The sequence below is a fragment of the Paraburkholderia diazotrophica genome, from assembly GCF_038900755.1.
Classification (GTDB): domain Bacteria; phylum Pseudomonadota; class Gammaproteobacteria; order Burkholderiales; family Burkholderiaceae; genus Paraburkholderia; species Paraburkholderia diazotrophica_A.
In genome coordinates this window covers 345,420-360,879 of the sequence record NZ_JBBPEN010000004.1, presented here as the reverse complement: position 1 = coordinate 360,879, position 15,460 = coordinate 345,420, and the positions used below count along the sequence as shown (strand labels likewise).

Below are 15,460 nucleotides of genomic sequence, written 5' to 3'. Positions count from 1 at the left end.
CGGCGACGGAGACTTCACATGGACGACCCATCCGCATCGAACGAAAAGCGCCCGGAAAACGCCGTCGACATCGTCGCGCCCACCTCTGTAGCGGCGCTCGCGGCCACGCTCGACTACGACACCGCGCCCGCCGAGCGCGACGTGCTTCCGCCCCTCTGGCACTGGATCTTCTTCAGGCCCATCGTCAGGCAATCGCTGATCGCGGAAGACGGCCACCCGCGCAAAAGCAGCAAAGGCAGCTTTCTCCCCGATCTCGGCCTGCCGCGCCGCATGTGGGCGGGCGGCCGGCTGCGCTTTGCCGCGCCCGTGATCGTCGGCGAGCGCGTTACGCGCGCATCGAGCATCCTCGACGTGCGCGAAAAACAGGGGCGCACGGGCAAGCTCGGCTTCGTCACGGTCGGTCATCGGATCGAGTGCCGCGGCGCACTCGCGATCGAAGAAGAGCACGACATCGTCTACCGCGAACTGTCGGCTTCCGCTGCGCCCGCGCCGACCGCCGCGCCCGCCGACGCCGCCTGGCAACGCACGCTCACGCCCGACGAGACGCTTCTCTTTCGTTACTCGGCGCTGACCTTCAACGCGCATCGCATCCACTACGACACGCCTTACGTCACGCAGACCGAGGGCTACCCGGGCCTCATCGTGCACGGGCCGCTCATCGCCACGCTGCTGATCGATCTGCTGCGCCGCGAGCGGCCCGATGCCGCCGTGCTCGACTTCTCGTACAGGGCGATGCGCCCCTGCTTTGCGGGCAACGCGCTGCATTTGTGCGGCCAGCCATCGGCGAACGGCAAGACGGTCGAACTGTGGTCGATGGATCACGAAGGCTCGCTCGGCATGACCGCTCGCGCCACGCTCTGCTGACGACGCATACACACAGGCACACAGGCAAACCATGATCGACGTGACGGGCACCAGCGACGACGCATATCAGGACATCCGGGAAGCCGTGCGCGCTTTATGCAGCCAGTTCTCGGGCGAATACTTCCGCAAGATCGACGAAGCGCGAGGTTATCCGGAAGCGTTCGTCGATGCTCTCACCAAGGCGGGCTGGCTCGCCGCGCTGATCCCTCAGGAATACGGCGGCTCGGGCCTCGGCTTGACGGAAGCCTCCGTCATCATGGAGGAGATCAACCGCTCGGGCGGCAACTCGGGCGCGTGCCACGGACAGATGTACAACATGGGCACACTGTTGCGCCACGGCTCCGCCCCGCAGAAGCAGCGCTATCTGCCGAAGATCGCGTCCGGCGAATTGCGCCTTCAGTCGATGGGCGTCACCGAGCCGACCACGGGCACCGACACCACGAAGATCAAGACGACCGCCGAAAAGAAAGGCGACCGCTATGTGATCAACGGGCAGAAGGTGTGGATTTCGCGCGTGCAACACTCCGATCTGATGATCCTGCTCGCGCGCACGACGCCGCTCGCCGACGTCAAGCGAAAGAGCGAAGGCATGTCGATCTTCATCGTCGATTTGCGCGAGGCAATCGGGCGCGGCCTCACCGTTCAGCCGATTCCCAACATGGTGAATCACGAGACGAACGAGCTATTCTTCGACAACCTGGAAATCCCCGCAGAGAATCTGATCGGCGAGGAAGGCATGGGCTTCCGGTATATCCTCGACGGCCTGAACGCCGAACGCGCGCTGATCGCGGCCGAATGCATCGGCGACGGCTACTGGTTCATCGACAAGGTCAGCGCGTACGTGAAGGAGCGCGTCGTGTTCGGCCGGCCCATCGGGCAGAACCAGGGCGTGCAGTTTCCGATCGCGCGCGCGTACGTCAACGTCGAAGCGGCGAACCTGATGCGCTTCAACGCATGCTCGCTATTCGACGCGCACAAGTCTTGCGGCGCGCAAGCCAATATGGCGAAGCTGCTCGCCGCCGACGCATCGTGGGAAGCGGCCAACGCATGCCTGCAATTTCACGGCGGCTTCGGCTTCGCGGCCGAATACGACGTCGAGCGCAAGTTCCGCGAGACGCGTCTCTATCAGGTCGCGCCGATCTCGACGAACCTCATTCTTTCGTATGTGGCCGAGCATATCCTCGGTCTGCCGCGCTCGTTTTGAAGGAGCCCGGCCATGCGTCCGCTGCACGGCATCAAGGTCGTCACGCATGAACAGGCGATCGCCGCACCGTTCTGCACGCGTCAGCTCGCCGATATGGGCGCGGCGCGCGTGATCAAGGTCGAACGCCCCGGCACCGGGGACTTCACGCGCGGCTACGACGAGCGTGTGTCGGGATTCGCGTCGCATTTCGTCTGGACCAACCGCTCGAAGGAAAGCATCACGCTCGACGTAGAGCAGCCGCAAGCGCTCGATGTCATGCACAGGCTGCTCGCCGATGCCGACGTGTTCGTGCAGAATCTCGCGCCCGGCGCGACGCAGCGCCTCGGGCTCGACTACGACACGCTCCGCAAGCGGTATCCACGGCTGATCGTGTGCGACATCTCCGGTTATGGCGCGGACGGCCCGCTGCGCGACAAGAAGGCCTACGATCTGCCGATCCAGAGCGAAGCGGGCTTCCTGAGCATCACGGGATCGGAAGGCGCGCCCGCGAAGGCCGGCTGCTCGATTGCGGATATCGCCGCCGGCATGTAAGGCCACACGAACATTCTTGCGGCGCTCATCGAGCGCGGGCAAACGGGGCCCGGCAAGCGCATCGACGTCTCGATGCTGGAGAGCATGGTCGAAGCGTTGCGTGGACATGGGCATGGGCCGAGCGAGTGACGCGCTCAGGCCCGTTCGATCTTTCGATACGTCACGGCTAAGCGTCGCCTTCGTCCTGCTCGCCCAGCATCCGAAACGCCGCCTTCTCCGCGTTCAGCACGTGCTGGCGGGCAAGCTCCTGCGCCTCGTCCGCGTCGCGCGCCTTCAGCGCCTTGTGCAGCTTGTCGATTTCGCGCAGGCTGCTCGGCAAGCGGTCGGGATGCATCAGCGACGTCGCGCGCAGCAGATTCACGCGCGAGTATAGGCTGTTCAGGATTTCCTTCACGAGATGGTTGCCGCAGTTGTCCAGCAGCACGTCGTACAGGGCCGCCTTCGCCTTGAGCACGCCGTTCTGGTCCTGCGCGGTCGCCTGCACGCGCAGCATCTTCGCGGCCTCGCCGAACTGGGCGATGGCTTCGTCGCTCGCGAGCCGCGCGAATTCGTGCGCCGCGAAGCCTTCGAGCAACGCGCGCAACGCGTAGAGTTCGGCGGCCTCCGCGCGCGACATCACCGCGACCACGGGCCCCTTGTGCGGCACGTTGCGCACGAGCTTTTCGGCCTCCAGCTTGCGCAACGCCTCGCGCACGGAGGTCCGGCTCACGCCCAGCGTCTCGCACAGTTCGCGCTCGATCAGACGCGCGCCCGGCGCAAAGCGCCCGCTCATGATGGCCTGGCGCAGCACGTTTTCGACCTGGTGACGCAGCGTCTCCGGCCGGACCAACCCGATATCAGTCGACATTATTGTCTTCCCGTCCTACAAAAACCCAATCGCTATGATACTTCACCGCTGCCCGTTTCAGACGTCCGGCGAGCATAAATTCGGACCCGCCGATGCACGCTGAGCCTGCGTCAGCGAACCGAAGCCGGTACGCGACACGATTCGCAGCGCATCGTCGAAGCGAAGCACGAGCGGTTCCGCGTGCGCGACTTCGAGCGAGACGATCCGGGCGTCGTCGATTCCGTCGAGATGCTTGAACAGCGCGCGCAACACGTTGCCGTGCGCGACCATCAGCACCGATTCGCCATTGCGCAACGCGGGCGTCACGGTCGATTCCCAGAGCGGCAGCACGCGCGCGAGCGTATCGCGCAGGCTTTCGGTGCGCGGCAACGCGTCGGGATGCGGCAGCGCCGCGTCGGCAAATTGCGCGACGATGGCCTCCTGCCGCGCGGCATCGAGCGGTGGCGGCGCTTCGGCGAAACCGCGCCGCCATGCGCGCACCTGCGCCGCGCCGTACAAGTCGGCGGCTGCGTCCTTGTCCATGCCCGTGAGCGCGCCGTAATGGCGGTCATTCAGGCGCCACGAACGTGCGACGGGCCGCCTCGGCGCGCCGCATCGGCCAACGATCAGATCGAGCGTGTGCCCCGCGCGGCTCAGCGCTGACGTCACAGCCAGATCGAAGCGCAGCGACAGCGCGCGCATCTGCTCGCCGATGCGCATCGCCTGCTCGACGCCGTGCGCCGATAGCGGGACGTCCATCCACCCGGTGAAGCGGTTCGCGCGATTCCATTCCGACTGGGCGTGTCGCAAGACCACGAGCGTTGCGCTATCCGCCATGCCGACCTCGTCTAGTTGTTGTAGCCCAGGATCGCGGCTGTGCGGACGTGCGCGTGCTCGTTGCCGTTCGACGCCAGCCGCGACAGCGGCGCCGCCTGGAACGCGCGGAACGTCGAGTCGGGCTCGCATGCGCGCAGCGTCATTGGCGGCCGCGCGGGCTCGCGCGTCGGGTCGCGGACCGGGTCGCGCGTCGGGTCTCGCACCGGGTCTCGCACCGGGTCTCGCGCCATTTCGCGCGGCGGATTCGTGCTGTGACGTTTCATCGGCATATCAGGCCTTCTCGGCCATGCGCCGTTTCGCCAGCGCCGCTTCGAGCAGCGGCGCGCCAAGCTCCGCGCCGTGAATGCCCGTCGTGCTGACGATCTCCAGCAGTTCCATCAGTTCTTCTGCTGTCGCGCCGTAGCGCAGCGCGTTGCGCATGTGCAGCTTGAGCCCCGGCACATACAGATGCGTCGATGACGCGTCGAACGCGCAATACATGAACTCCTTGACCTTCGGGCTCAGCACGCCCGTGCGCCACGGCACCGACGAAAACGCGACATACGCGTCGAACAGATCGGGATCGAGTTCGAGCAGGCCTTCCCACGTCGGATGCCAATAGCCGCGATTCTTCTCGAAGGCTTCCTTCAGCGCGCGCCGCCGTTCGTCGAGCGGCGCGGGCCCCGCACGCAATCCCTCTTCTTCGAGCACTTCGAGCAGCACGGGCACGCCGACATTGCTCGTGTGTATGCCGATCGTGCTGATCAGTTCGAGCACTTCCATCAGTTCCTCGCCCGTCGCGCCGAACGCGAGCGCGCGTTCCAGATGATGCGCGACGCCAGGCCCATACAACTGGGTTGCGCACGCATCGGCGGCGAGCGCGATGAACGCGCGCACCTTGTCGTCGAGATGATTTCTACGCTGCGGCACCGCGGAAAACTGCACATACGCATCGACAAAGCCAGCATCGAGACGAAGCATGCTGTCCCATGCGGCGTTCCAGACGCCATGCACGCGCACGAAGTCGTCCTTGATCTGCTGCGGCTCGCGTTGCGTGCGCGCCGGCTGCGCTACCTGATCCATTCACTCGTTCCTCATGATGACGATGATCGAATGCCCGCCCGCGCGCAGAACGCGAAGCACGGAACGCGCCGCACTCCGCGCTCCGCGTCAGCGCGCGTCGAGCCCCTTCGGATAATCGGCCTCGGCCACTTCTTCCTGCCACGTCGCCTTGCCGATCGACGTGGCGATGTGCACCATGTAGCTGCCGTCGCTCGCGCCGTGCCAGTGGCGCTCGTTCGGCCCGATGAACACGATGTCGCCCTGGCGGATTTGCTGCGGCGCCTCGCCTTCCTTGCAGATCCAGCCTTTGCCCGCCGTCACCTGCAACACCTGGCCATGCTCGTGCGTATGCCAGTAGGTGCGCCCGCGCGGCGCGAAGAACACCGTGTTGATCGTGACGCCGTCCGTCGGCGGCATCACGGGGTCGGCCCACACAGTGCCCGAAAACGTCTCGCCGCGCTGCTCCGACATCTTGCCGTCCGCCCTGCCGTGAAATACCTTCATGCCTGCTTCTCCTCTGCTTTTCCTGGTTACGAACCCTTGCGCTCGCCGTCGAACAGCCGCACGCCGCCCGATACGTCGCCGATCGCATCGACGACCCGGTTGCTGATCACATCGCCATAGCCGAGCGCCGTGCCCAGCCCGAAGCTCGCGAGCGGCCCCGCCGCGTTCAGCGACACGACGCCCAGCTCGCGCGCGCGATCGACATAGAGCACGACGTCCTTCGTCATCAGCTTGCCCGTCAGCCCGCCTTCCAGATAGTCGCCGTCGACGATCTTCGGAAAACGGTTCAGCGTCGCGAAGTTCACGCCGCTGCTGCTGTTGAGCACGTCGAGCAGCAGATGCAGATCGAGCCCCGCCTTCTTGCCCGCCACCATGACTTCCGCGCTCGCCGCAAGGCTCACGGCATTGAGGAAGTTGTTCAGCAGCTTGGTCGTGTGTCCCGCGCCGCTGTCGCCCATGTGCGCGACCTTCGCGGCGATCGGCGCGAACGCCCACTTGAGCGCTTCGACGGCGCTCGCGTCGCCGCCGACCATCAGCGTCAGCGCGCCCTTCTCGGCGGCTGCCGCGCCGCCCGAGATGCCCGCGTCGACATACTGCGCGCCGTATTGCGTGAAGCGCTGCGCGAGCCGTATCGTCGAACTCGCGGCCGCTGTGCTCAGATCGACGACGATCTGTCCGGCGCGGCAGTTCGCGAGCACGCCGCCCTCGCCTTCGACCACGGCCTCGACGACCTTGCTGTCCGGCAGCGACAACATGACGACATCGGCGAACTTCATCACGTCCGCCATGCTCGCCGCGACCTGCGCGCCCGCCGCCTTCACGCGCTCCGGCACGGTGTCGTAGCCGAGCACGGCGATGCCCGCATCGACGAGACGCCGCGTCATGCGGCCGCCCATGTTGCCGAGACCGATGAATCCGATCCGTTCCTTGTTCATTTCCGCTATTCCCTTACTGGTAGTGATTTCGTCAGAAGTCGACGTCCTTCGTTTCCGGCCCCATCAGCGCGCCGATTGCGCCGATCAGCCCGCCGACGCACAGCAGCACCACCGACGTCAGCCGCAACGGCATGAACGCACCGAGCCAGTTCATATAGAACGCGTAGAACGACGGGATGATCACCGACAGGCTGAAGCCGACGCCGAAGCCGGTTGCGCGCACATCGGTGACGAAGCGTTCGTTGATGTACGTGACGATCACGCCCCACGGCGACGTGACGAGCACGGCCAGCACGCAGACCAGCACGATGATCGTCGCGAGCGACAGCCCGTCGACGTTCGCGAGCACGTACAGCAACGCTGCGCCGACTGTCGCGATCAGCGGGCCGACGATTGCAAAGAAGCGCCGCCGCCCGATGACCTGCGCGATCATCCCCGAGCCGATGTAGCTGAAGAACAGCACGAAGTACGTGATCATCAGCGTGGACGTCATCTGGAAGCCCGTCAGATGCAGCGTCTTCACGAGCAGCCCCGTCGGCAGGAAAATCGTGATGATGTTTTGCGTGAGCCAGAAGCCCGTCATCATGACCAGCACCTGAAGCAGGTTGCGTCCGCTCTTGCCGCGCAGAAGATCAGTCAGCGGCAGCTTCTCCGGCTGAGGGCCTTTCTCGGCCGTTTCGCTTTCCCAGATCTCCGATTCGGCGACCTTGTGCACGTAGTACATCGCCAGAATGCCCGCGAGCACGGCGCCCAGCACGAACGGAATGCGCCAGCCCCATTGCGCGTACGGCGAGTGCATGCCGTTGAGCGGAAAGAGCGCGAACATCAGCATCGCGACGAGATTGATCGACACATACGCGGCCGGAAAACCCGCGATGATGAAGCCGCCGACAAAGCCGCGCTGGTGCTTCTTCGAATACTCGATGGCGAGCGGCATTGCGCCCGTGTAGCCGCCGCCGAGAAAAATGCCGTCGACGAAGCGCAACAGCACGAGCGCCCAGTACGACACGATGCCGATGCTCTCGTAGCCCGGCAGCAGCGCGATCAGCAGCGTGACGACGCCGAAGCCCGACACCGACCAGATCGACGCCTTGCGGCGCCCGATGCGATCCGCGATCATCCCGAACAGCAGCGCGCCGATCGGCCGCCCGAGCAGCGTCGTGATGAACACGAGCGACGCGAGTATCGTCTCCATGCCGCTCGACAGATGCGGCGGCTGAAAGAACGCCAGCACCGGCGACAGCACGACGACGGGCAGGTAAATATCGAACATGTCGATGTACTCGGAGAAGAACGCGCCCTTGATGGCATTGCGTCTTTTCGTTTCTATCGACTGCTCGCGTTCGGACTGAACGACGTCAGCCGCAGTGAGGGTCTTCATCGATGTCTCCATTTTTTGTCGGCACCGCGTGGTGCTTTCGTGTGGGCGAATCCGCGAGCGCGCGAATTCGCATTCAGACCGCCGAAGTCTCCGCTTCGTACGCCTTGATCGCTTCCGTCGCGACGCGGAACGCGGCCAGCGCGAGCGGCACGCCGCAGTAAATGGCCGCCTGCATCAGCACCGCGCGGATTTCTTCCTTCGTCACGCCGTTGCGCAGCGCGCCCTTCACGTGCACGGACAGCTCGTGATGCTGGCTCATCGCCGTAAGCATCCCGAGATTCAGCATGCTGCGCGTCTTGAACGACAGCGTCCTGTCGCCCCAGATGTCGCCCCAGCAGCACTCCGTGACGTACTTCTGCATCGGCCGGTTGAAGTCGTCGGCATTCGCCCACGACTTCTCCACATGTCCCGCGCCGAGCACTTCCTTGCGGTTTTCGAAACCCTTATCGAAACGTTCGTTGCTATCCATCTTCAAGGTCCTCTCTGTTGCTCTACCCGTTCAACTGCTCCGCGTATCCAGACTGCCTGACGCGATGATTGTCCGACAATCCAGACGCGCAAAAAATTTTTTGGCTCGCAGCCCGATGCTCGTCGCGAACCGCTGACCGTCAATTCGCGCCGTAACCGACCAGCGCCTTCGTTTCCAGATACTCGCGCAATCCCGCTTCGCCCCACTCGCGGCCGTTGCCCGAGCGCTTGTAGCCGCCGAACGGCGCGTTGAAATCCGTGGGCGGATAGTTCAGATGCACGCCGCCCGCGCGCAGCGCACGGCCCACCTTGCGGGCGCGCGCGACGTCGCCCGATTGCACGTAGGCGGCGAGACCGTAGTCGGTGCCGTTGGCAATCGCGATCGCTTCGTCTTCGCTGTCGTACGCGATCATCGACAGCACCGGCCCGAAGATTTCCTCGCGCGCGATGGTCATGTCAGGCGTGACGTCGGCGAACACGGTCGGCTTTGCGTAATAGCCCTTCGCGATGCCGGCGGGCAATCCCGTGCCGCCCGTCACGAGCCGCGCGCCTTCGTCGATGCCCTTCTGGATCAACGCCTGCACGCGCTCGAACTGGTTGCGGTTCACGAGCGGTCCGAGCTGCGTCGACGGCTCGTCGGTCGGCCCGATGCGGTACGCTTGCGCGACGCGTTTCGCAATCTGCGCCGCGTCGTTCATCAGATGGCGCGGCACCAGCATGCGCGTCGGGATCGAGCACGACTGGCCCGAGTTCGTGAAGCATGCGGCGACGCCGCGCTGCACGGCTTCGTCGAGATCGACGTCGTCGAGCAGAATGTTCGCGGACTTGCCGCCCAGTTCCTGCGCCACGCGCTTGACGCTCGGCGCAGCCGCCTGCGCGACGAGCACGCCCGCGCGCGTCGAGCCCGTGAACGACACCATGTCGATATCCGGATGGCTCGCGATCGCCTCGCCGACGCCCGGACCATCGCCGTTCACGAGATTGAACACGCCGGCGGGCACTTGGGCTTCGTCGAGCACTTCGGCGAACAGCAACGCGCTCAGCGGCGAGTACTCGCTCGGCTTGAGCACCATCGTGCAACCGGCCGCGAGCGCGGGCGCGATCTTCACGACGATCTGGTTGACGGGCCAGTTCCACGGCGTAATCAGCCCGCACACGCCGATCGCTTCGAGCACGACACGCGTGGTGCCGCGCTGCTCTTCGAAGGCGAAGCGCTCCAGAACGTCGATCAGCGCGTTCAGATGCGCCGGGCCACGTGCCGCCTGGCCGTTGCGCGCGAACGCGATGGGCGCGCCCATCTCGCGGCGCATCGCCTCCGCGAATTCGTCGTAACGGCGTTCATAGATGCTCCGCACGCGCCGCAGCAACGCGACCCGCTCAGCGACGCTCGTCGCCGACCATGCAGGAAACGCACGGCGCGCGGCGGCAACCGCGCGATCGACGTCTTGCGCATTGCCGAGCGCGAGCCGCTCGAACGGCACTTCGGTCGACGGATCGACGATATCGAACCATCGTGGGGACGCGGGCTCGGCCCAGCGTCCGTCGATATAAAACTGCGCTGCATGTGACATGGCAGGCTCCGGAGCAGAAAGATCAGTGCTTATCGCCATCGAGCAGGCGGTACATTTCGGTGTGGTCGGTCGTGGGCGTCGAACGTTGCGCGGCTTCGTCCCACATCGCCGTGCAGGTCGCGCCGAGCGTCATCGGATAGCCGACCGACTGCGCAAGCGCACGCGCGATCTTCAGATCCTTGTTCATCAATTGCAGCGCGAAGCCGGAGGCGAACGTGCCACTCAGCATGAACTGCTTGACCTTGTTTTCCGACGTGTTGCTGCGGCCCGTCGACGCGTTCAGCACGTCCGTCATCGCAGCCGGCTCGATGCCGAAGCGTTGCGCGATGTGCAGCGCCTCGACCGTCGCAGCGAGTCCCGCCGCCGACACGTAGTTGTTCAGCGCCTTCGCCGCGTGCCCCGAGCCTGCGCCGCCGATGTGCAAAATGCTCTTGCCCATCGCTTCGAGCACGGGCTTGCATCGCGCGAGCACCTCTTCGCGGCCGCCGACCAGAATCGCCAGCGTGCCTTCCTTCGCTTTCTTCACGCCGCCCGATACGGGTGCATCCAGATACGCGAGGCCGCGCTCTTCGATCACCGAGCCGAGCTTGCGCGAGCGCTCCGGTTCCGACGAGCTCATGTCGATGACGACGGCGCCCTTCGCCAGCAGGCTCGCCCAGCCGTCCGCGCCGCCGCCGAGCAGCACGCTTTCGACGATCGCCGAATTCGGCAGCATCGTGATCAATGCATCGAGCGACGCGGCGTTGTCCTTGCGCAAGCGCTGCGCGCCCGTCTGCACGGCGAGCGTATCGGCGCGCGCGGCATCGGCATCGTCGATGTACAGATCGAAGCCGGCGTTGGCGAGGCATTGCACCATCGGCCCGCCCATCATGCCGAGCCCGATAAAGCCGATGCGCGTGGGTCGTTGCTGAGTCATGAGAGCCGTCTCCTAGCGCAGCGCGGAGAACGCGGTCGGCGTGAGAAAGTGATTCTCGATGCGCTCGACGATAGGCTTCTCCGCTTCCGTCGCGGCGCGCTTCGCAATCCATTCGGCGTCGGCCTGAAACGCGTTCCACTTCTGCTCGCGCTCGGCGAGGCTTTCCCACTTCAGCATGTACGTGAGCGCGTGATTGCTCGGGCCGATCAGCGTGGTCCAGAAACCGATCTGCTGGATGCCGTACTTTTCGAAGAAGCCCAGCGTCGTGTTCGTGAAGCGGTCGAGCAAGGCCGGCAGGCGCGTCGGCGCGCAGTGATAGATGCGCATTTCAACGATCATGTGATCTCTCCGTGGTTGTGTGCGTTCGCATTGTCAGTAACAAAAGCCGCTCAGTCGGCAAGCCCGTCGACGGACGACCAGCGTTCGACGTACTTGACGAGCTCCGTCATGTCGCGCGCGGCGCCGTCCTGCATCGCGGCGTAGTTCCATACCTGGCGCGCGACGCTGCCCACCCACATCGGCACGCCGAGCGCCTGGCATTCGTCGACGGCAAGCCCGATGTCCTTGCACACGCTGCCGACGGGAAAGCCGAAGTCGAATGTGCGCGGCAACACGTGCTTCGGAAACTTGTCGAGCGTCGCGCCGTTCTTGCCGCTGCCCGCGTTGATCACCGACATCATGACCTCGGGGTCCAGCCCGCCGCGCATGCCCGCGACGAAGGCCTCGGACGTGATCGCAAACGCCGTCGACGACAGCATGTTGTTCAGCAGCTTCAGCAACTGCCCCTGCCCGGCCTTGTCGCCGACGACGAACACCTTGCCGAGCACATCGAACAGGCCGCGCACTTCTTCGAGCGCGACGGGATTGCCCGCTGCCATGATCGCGAGCGTCCCTTTCTTCGCGCCCGCTGCGCCGCCGCTCACAGGCGCGTCGACGGTCTCGATTCCCTTTGTGAGCAAACCATCGGCGACTTCCTTTTCGATGCGCGAGCCGACCGTCGACAGATCGACGAGGATCCTGATCGCGCTGCCCTCAATGAGACCGCCGTCGCCGAGCACGACGTTCCTGAAGATTGCGGGCGTCGGCAGACTCGTGAACACGATGCGCGCGCTATCGGCAACTTCGCGCACCGATGCGGCCGCCTGTGCGCCGATCGCCTTGAGTTCCGCGACAGCCGCGTCATCACGGTCGTACACGACAACGGCATGACCCGCTTCGATCAACCGACGCGCCATCGGCCGGCCCATCGTGCCGACACCGACGAAACCGAGCAACGGTCCGCGTTGCTCACTTGATGCCTGACTACTCGACATGACAATCCTCGTGAAGAAAAAAACCTGCGTCAATCCGAGCCGCGAGCGCGCGTGAGACGCACGACAGCGGCCGCGTCGGGTTCGTGCTCGAACTTCCATAAGCGATCGACGAGCGGTTGCGCATCGATGCCCGAGCGTCCAAATGCCGCGAGGCGATGCAGCTTGTCCGCAAGCTCGACGTTCGCGAGCGGCGCGGCAAGACTGCCGCGCGCGGCATGCACGCGATGCGACAGACGTTCGCCCGAGCGCAGCACGATCGTCACTTGCGCCGATTCCACGGGCCACGATGCGTCATCGACGAAACACAAACGGTTCGCGAGCGCGCGCAGCGATGGATCGGCGACGGCGGCATCGTTGAACTCTTCCAGCCCGGCCTTGCCACGCGACAGCACGACGGCCACCGCATGCTGCGCGCTGACCTGCGATTCGCGACCCGTGCGCACGCCTGGCCGGTCGGTGCGCTCGCGCAACAACGGATGACCTGTCAGCTCGACCTGCTCGATATCGTCGATGGACCAGCGTATGTCGTTGCCGATGATGCGCCGCAAGTCGAGGCATGCGTCGATTACCGGATTGAGCACGACGCCGCACGGATACGGCTTGTAGGTGTTGCTCAGCAACGCCCACTCGCGACCGAGCGCTTGCGTGAGCGCATGACAGTCCGGATTCGACGCGCTCACGCGCAGAAAGCCGCGCTCGCCTTCGAGCGGCGCATCGGGCCCGGAGAAGCCGTCCTCGGCGAGCAGCGCCGACAGCAACCCGTTGCGCGCCGCATTGCCGACGCTGATGCTCTTCGACATCGTGCCGAGCGTTTCGACCAGACCGCCCGTTTGCGCGGATGCATTGCCGAGCGCCCACGCGATTGCGTTTTCATCGAGCCCGCGCGCTTTCGCAACGGCGGCCGCCGCGCCGAACACGCCGCATGTCGACGTGATGTGCCAGCCGCGCTGATAGTGCTCCGGCGATACGGCATTGCCGATGCGGCACTCCGCTTCGACGCCGAGCACGAAGGCGAGCAGCAGCGCTTCGCCGCTCGTCGCATGCGACTCGGCGAGCGCGAAGAGCGCGGCGGCGACGGGCGCCGTCGGATGAATGATCGTCGGGATGTGTGTGTCGTCGAAGTCGTATACGTTTGCGCTCATCGCGTTGAGCGCGGCCGCGTTCAGCATGTCGGTGCGCTCGCTGCGGCCGACGATCGTCGCATTGTCATTGGCGCGAAAGCGGCGATAGACCGACACGGCCTTGTCGAGCGTCGGGTCGTGCGAGCCCGCGAGCGCGACGGCGAAGTAATTGACGAGCGCGCGTTTCGCTTCGCCGCGCACGGCGGCGGGCAGGTCTTGCCACCGCGTATCGGCGACGAAGCGCGCGAGCGTGCGGGTCAATGCGCCGTTGCGCACGTCGCGCATGGTGCTGGAATCAGCCTGCAAGCCAGCCTCCTTCTATCGGCATCGTCGCGCCCGTGATCTGGCTGGCTGACGGCCCGCACAGAAACACGACCATATCGCCGACATGCGCGGCATCGACGAGTTCGCCCGTCGGCTGCTTGCCCTTCAGGAATTCGCGCACGGCGTCGCCGCGTTTCAGGCCGCGCTCGTCCATCAATGCATGGATGCGGCCGTCGATGTTCGGCGTGAGCACCGAGCCCGGACAGATTGCGTTGCACGTGATGCCCTGATTCAGCGTCTCGATTGCCACCGAGCGCGTGAGGCCGAGCAACGCCGTCTTGGTCGTCACGTAGTCGACGCGATTGACGACAGCGCGCGTGCCGTACACCGACGTCATGTTGAAGATGCGTCCCCAGCCGCGCTCGCGCATGCCGGGCAACACCTGTTGAATCGCGCGAAACGCGGCCGTCAGATTCACCGCGAGCGCGTTGTTCCAGTGTTCGAGCGCAAACGCTTCGATGCCCGCGAAATGCCGGACGACTGCGTTGTTGATCAGCACGTCGAGCGAGCTCACGCGCTCGCGCGCCGCGCCGATCAGCACATCGACGCCCGCCGGCGTCGCGAGATCGGCTTGCACATAGCCGACGTTCACATCGAAAGCGTTCGCGAGCTCGTCCGTCGTACGCGTCATCTGCTGCGGCGCTTCGAGGCCATGCAGCACGATGTCACAGCCAGCGCCCGCGAGCGCGCGCGCCATCGCGAGCCCCAATCCGTTCGACGAACCCGTGACGAGTGCGCCCTTGCCTTTCAACGTCATGTGCCGTCTCGCCTTATCGTTCTTGAGCATCGAGCCGCACGATCCAGCCTTCCGTCTCGCGATCGTGCGACGGATAGCGCGTCAGCACGGCGGGATCGTGACCGGGAATCACGTGGTTCGGCGAACTCGCCAGCCGATGCGCGGTTTCATAGCCTTCGATCATGTCGCCGACGTTGTAGACGACGGGAAACGGCCGATGCTCCTGCATGTTCGCGTAGAAATGCGACGCATCGGATGCGAGCACGACCCACCCGCGCTGCGTATGCACGCGCACGATCTGCAGGCCGTTCGTATGGCCGCCGACCCAATGCACGCTCAAGCCCGGCGCGATCTCCGATGCGCCTTCATGAAACTGCACGCGCCCTTCGAACAGACGGCCGACCATCGACTTCACGTCCTCGGGTTCGAACGGATGACTCAGCGCGTGATGACACATGCAGCGGCCCGTGCAATAGGCCATCTCGCGGTCCTGAACGTGGTAACGCGCGCGCGGAAACAGCGAGTGATTGCCCGCGTGGTCGTAGTGCATGTGCGTGATGATCACGTCTTCGACAGCGTCCGCGCGAATGCCGATCTGCTTGAGCCCGCTCTCGACCGTGTTGGTGATCGTGCGGCCGCGCTTGTCGGCCATCGCCTGATCGAAGCCCGTATCGACGATGAACGTGCGCGATTCGCCCACCACGGCCCATACGAAGTAATCGAGCGGCATCGGCACATCATGAGAGTCGCCGCCGATGAAGTTGTCGCCAGAGCGGCGTTCGAAATGCGCGTACTTGACTGCGTAGATCCGGTAGTTCTCAGCGGGCGATGACATGTCTCACGTGTCCTTTGTCATGGGGTAATCGTGTGCAAATGCGCGCGCGGCCA

The 15,460-nt window shown here is 65.1% G+C and carries 17 protein-coding genes and 1 pseudogene; 3 read left to right on the top strand and 15 right to left on the bottom strand.

Translation table 11 applies throughout. The annotated features are described in order from the left end of the window. Positions 1-18 precede the first annotated feature (18 nt). The 3 genes and pseudogenes from AABE10_RS15600 to AABE10_RS15590 form a co-directional block, all read left to right on the top strand. Positions 19-864, top strand: coding sequence for an FAS1-like dehydratase domain-containing protein (locus tag AABE10_RS15600; protein ID WP_342934170.1), 846 nt, complete (start codon positions 19-21; stop codon positions 862-864). A gap of 31 nt (positions 865-895) precedes the next feature. Continuing rightward, entirely contained in the window at positions 896-2,068 is a 1,173-nt protein-coding gene (locus AABE10_RS15595; protein ID WP_342934169.1) for an acyl-CoA dehydrogenase family protein, read from the top strand. 12 nt (positions 2,069-2,080) lie between these two features. Then, a pseudogene (locus AABE10_RS15590) lies at positions 2,081-2,692 on the top strand (CaiB/BaiF CoA transferase family protein); the annotation flags it as partial. A gap of 73 nt (positions 2,693-2,765) precedes the next feature. Here the strand turns inward: AABE10_RS15590 and AABE10_RS15585 are convergent. From AABE10_RS15585 to AABE10_RS15515, 15 genes are all read right to left on the bottom strand, one after another. Beyond that, positions 2,766-3,446 carry a GntR family transcriptional regulator gene (locus tag AABE10_RS15585; protein WP_342934168.1) on the bottom strand — a complete coding sequence of 227 codons (681 nt, stop codon included), beginning with the start codon at positions 3,444-3,446 and terminating at the stop codon, positions 2,766-2,768. Between the two features lie 57 nt (positions 3,447-3,503). After that, the gene (locus AABE10_RS15580) at positions 3,504-4,262 is read right to left on the bottom strand and encodes a 2,3-bisphosphoglycerate-dependent phosphoglycerate mutase (RefSeq protein ID WP_342934167.1); all 759 of its coding nucleotides are present in this window, start codon (positions 4,260-4,262) and stop codon (positions 3,504-3,506) included. An 11-nt stretch (positions 4,263-4,273) separates the two neighbouring features. Then, the gene (locus AABE10_RS15575; protein WP_342934166.1) at positions 4,274-4,525 is read right to left on the bottom strand and encodes a hypothetical protein; all 252 of its coding nucleotides are present in this window, start codon (positions 4,523-4,525) and stop codon (positions 4,274-4,276) included. A gap of 7 nt (positions 4,526-4,532) precedes the next feature. Beyond that, positions 4,533-5,324 (bottom strand): carboxymuconolactone decarboxylase family protein, encoded by a 792-nt coding sequence (locus tag AABE10_RS15570; RefSeq protein ID WP_342934165.1) that lies wholly within the window; start codon positions 5,322-5,324, stop codon positions 4,533-4,535. 87 nt (positions 5,325-5,411) lie between these two features. Next, on the bottom strand, positions 5,412-5,807 hold the full coding sequence (locus tag AABE10_RS15565; RefSeq protein ID WP_342934164.1) for a cupin domain-containing protein: 396 nt from the start codon (positions 5,805-5,807) through the stop codon (positions 5,412-5,414). A 26-nt stretch (positions 5,808-5,833) separates the two neighbouring features. Beyond that, positions 5,834-6,751, bottom strand: coding sequence for an NAD(P)-dependent oxidoreductase (locus tag AABE10_RS15560; protein WP_342934429.1), 918 nt, complete (start codon positions 6,749-6,751; stop codon positions 5,834-5,836). Between the two features lie 22 nt (positions 6,752-6,773). Then, the gene (locus AABE10_RS15555; protein ID WP_342934163.1) at positions 6,774-8,123 is read right to left on the bottom strand and encodes an MFS transporter; all 1,350 of its coding nucleotides are present in this window, start codon (positions 8,121-8,123) and stop codon (positions 6,774-6,776) included. A 73-nt stretch (positions 8,124-8,196) separates the two neighbouring features. Then, a complete protein-coding gene (locus AABE10_RS15550; RefSeq protein WP_342934162.1) occupies positions 8,197-8,592 on the bottom strand; it encodes a carboxymuconolactone decarboxylase family protein in 396 nt (131 codons plus the stop codon). Positions 8,593-8,731: 139 nt separating this feature from the next. After that, a complete protein-coding gene (locus tag AABE10_RS15545; protein ID WP_342934161.1) occupies positions 8,732-10,162 on the bottom strand; it encodes an aldehyde dehydrogenase family protein in 1,431 nt (476 codons plus the stop codon). A 22-nt stretch (positions 10,163-10,184) separates the two neighbouring features. Further along, positions 10,185-11,078, bottom strand: coding sequence for an NAD(P)-dependent oxidoreductase (locus AABE10_RS15540; RefSeq protein ID WP_342934160.1), 894 nt, complete (start codon positions 11,076-11,078; stop codon positions 10,185-10,187). A gap of 12 nt (positions 11,079-11,090) precedes the next feature. Continuing rightward, the gene (locus tag AABE10_RS15535; protein WP_090866626.1) at positions 11,091-11,417 is read right to left on the bottom strand and encodes an NIPSNAP family protein; all 327 of its coding nucleotides are present in this window, start codon (positions 11,415-11,417) and stop codon (positions 11,091-11,093) included. Between the two features lie 50 nt (positions 11,418-11,467). Beyond that, positions 11,468-12,391: an NAD(P)-dependent oxidoreductase gene (locus AABE10_RS15530; protein ID WP_342934159.1), complete on the bottom strand. Its 924-nt coding sequence runs from the start codon at positions 12,389-12,391 to the stop codon at positions 11,468-11,470. Positions 12,392-12,420: 29 nt separating this feature from the next. Continuing rightward, positions 12,421-13,818 carry an MmgE/PrpD family protein gene (locus AABE10_RS15525; RefSeq protein WP_342934158.1) on the bottom strand — a complete coding sequence of 466 codons (1,398 nt, stop codon included), beginning with the start codon at positions 13,816-13,818 and terminating at the stop codon, positions 12,421-12,423. After that, positions 13,808-14,593 carry an SDR family oxidoreductase gene (locus tag AABE10_RS15520; protein WP_342934428.1) on the bottom strand — a complete coding sequence of 262 codons (786 nt, stop codon included), beginning with the start codon at positions 14,591-14,593 and terminating at the stop codon, positions 13,808-13,810. The genes AABE10_RS15525 and AABE10_RS15520 overlap by 11 nt, the downstream gene beginning before the upstream one ends. 13 nt (positions 14,594-14,606) lie before the next feature. Further along, complete coding sequence (locus AABE10_RS15515; protein ID WP_342934157.1) at positions 14,607-15,407, bottom strand: N-acyl homoserine lactonase family protein; 801 nt, start codon at positions 15,405-15,407, stop codon at positions 14,607-14,609. Positions 15,408-15,460: the final 53 nt, after the last annotated feature.

Coding starts and splice junctions, on each gene's coding strand:
- AABE10_RS15555 (WP_342934163.1), bottom strand. CDS start 8,123: ATGAAGACCCTCACTGCGGCTGACGTCGTTCAGTCCGAACGCGAGCAG.
- AABE10_RS15600 (WP_342934170.1), top strand. CDS start 19: ATGGACGACCCATCCGCATCGAACGAAAAGCGCCCGGAAAACGCCGTC.
- AABE10_RS15535 (WP_090866626.1), bottom strand. CDS start 11,417: ATGATCGTTGAAATGCGCATCTATCACTGCGCGCCGACGCGCCTGCCG.
- AABE10_RS15580 (WP_342934167.1), bottom strand. CDS start 4,262: ATGGCGGATAGCGCAACGCTCGTGGTCTTGCGACACGCCCAGTCGGAA.
- AABE10_RS15570 (WP_342934165.1), bottom strand. CDS start 5,324: ATGGATCAGGTAGCGCAGCCGGCGCGCACGCAACGCGAGCCGCAGCAG.
- AABE10_RS15540 (WP_342934160.1), bottom strand. CDS start 11,078: ATGACTCAGCAACGACCCACGCGCATCGGCTTTATCGGGCTCGGCATG.
- AABE10_RS15550 (WP_342934162.1), bottom strand. CDS start 8,592: ATGGATAGCAACGAACGTTTCGATAAGGGTTTCGAAAACCGCAAGGAA.
- AABE10_RS15575 (WP_342934166.1), bottom strand. CDS start 4,525: ATGAAACGTCACAGCACGAATCCGCCGCGCGAAATGGCGCGAGACCCG.
- AABE10_RS15515 (WP_342934157.1), bottom strand. CDS start 15,407: ATGTCATCGCCCGCTGAGAACTACCGGATCTACGCAGTCAAGTACGCG.
- AABE10_RS15585 (WP_342934168.1), bottom strand. CDS start 3,446: ATGTCGACTGATATCGGGTTGGTCCGGCCGGAGACGCTGCGTCACCAG.
- AABE10_RS15595 (WP_342934169.1), top strand. CDS start 896: ATGATCGACGTGACGGGCACCAGCGACGACGCATATCAGGACATCCGG.
- AABE10_RS15520 (WP_342934428.1), bottom strand. CDS start 14,593: ATGACGTTGAAAGGCAAGGGCGCACTCGTCACGGGTTCGTCGAACGGA.
- AABE10_RS15565 (WP_342934164.1), bottom strand. CDS start 5,807: ATGAAGGTATTTCACGGCAGGGCGGACGGCAAGATGTCGGAGCAGCGC.
- AABE10_RS15530 (WP_342934159.1), bottom strand. CDS start 12,391: ATGTCGAGTAGTCAGGCATCAAGTGAGCAACGCGGACCGTTGCTCGGT.
- AABE10_RS15545 (WP_342934161.1), bottom strand. CDS start 10,162: ATGTCACATGCAGCGCAGTTTTATATCGACGGACGCTGGGCCGAGCCC.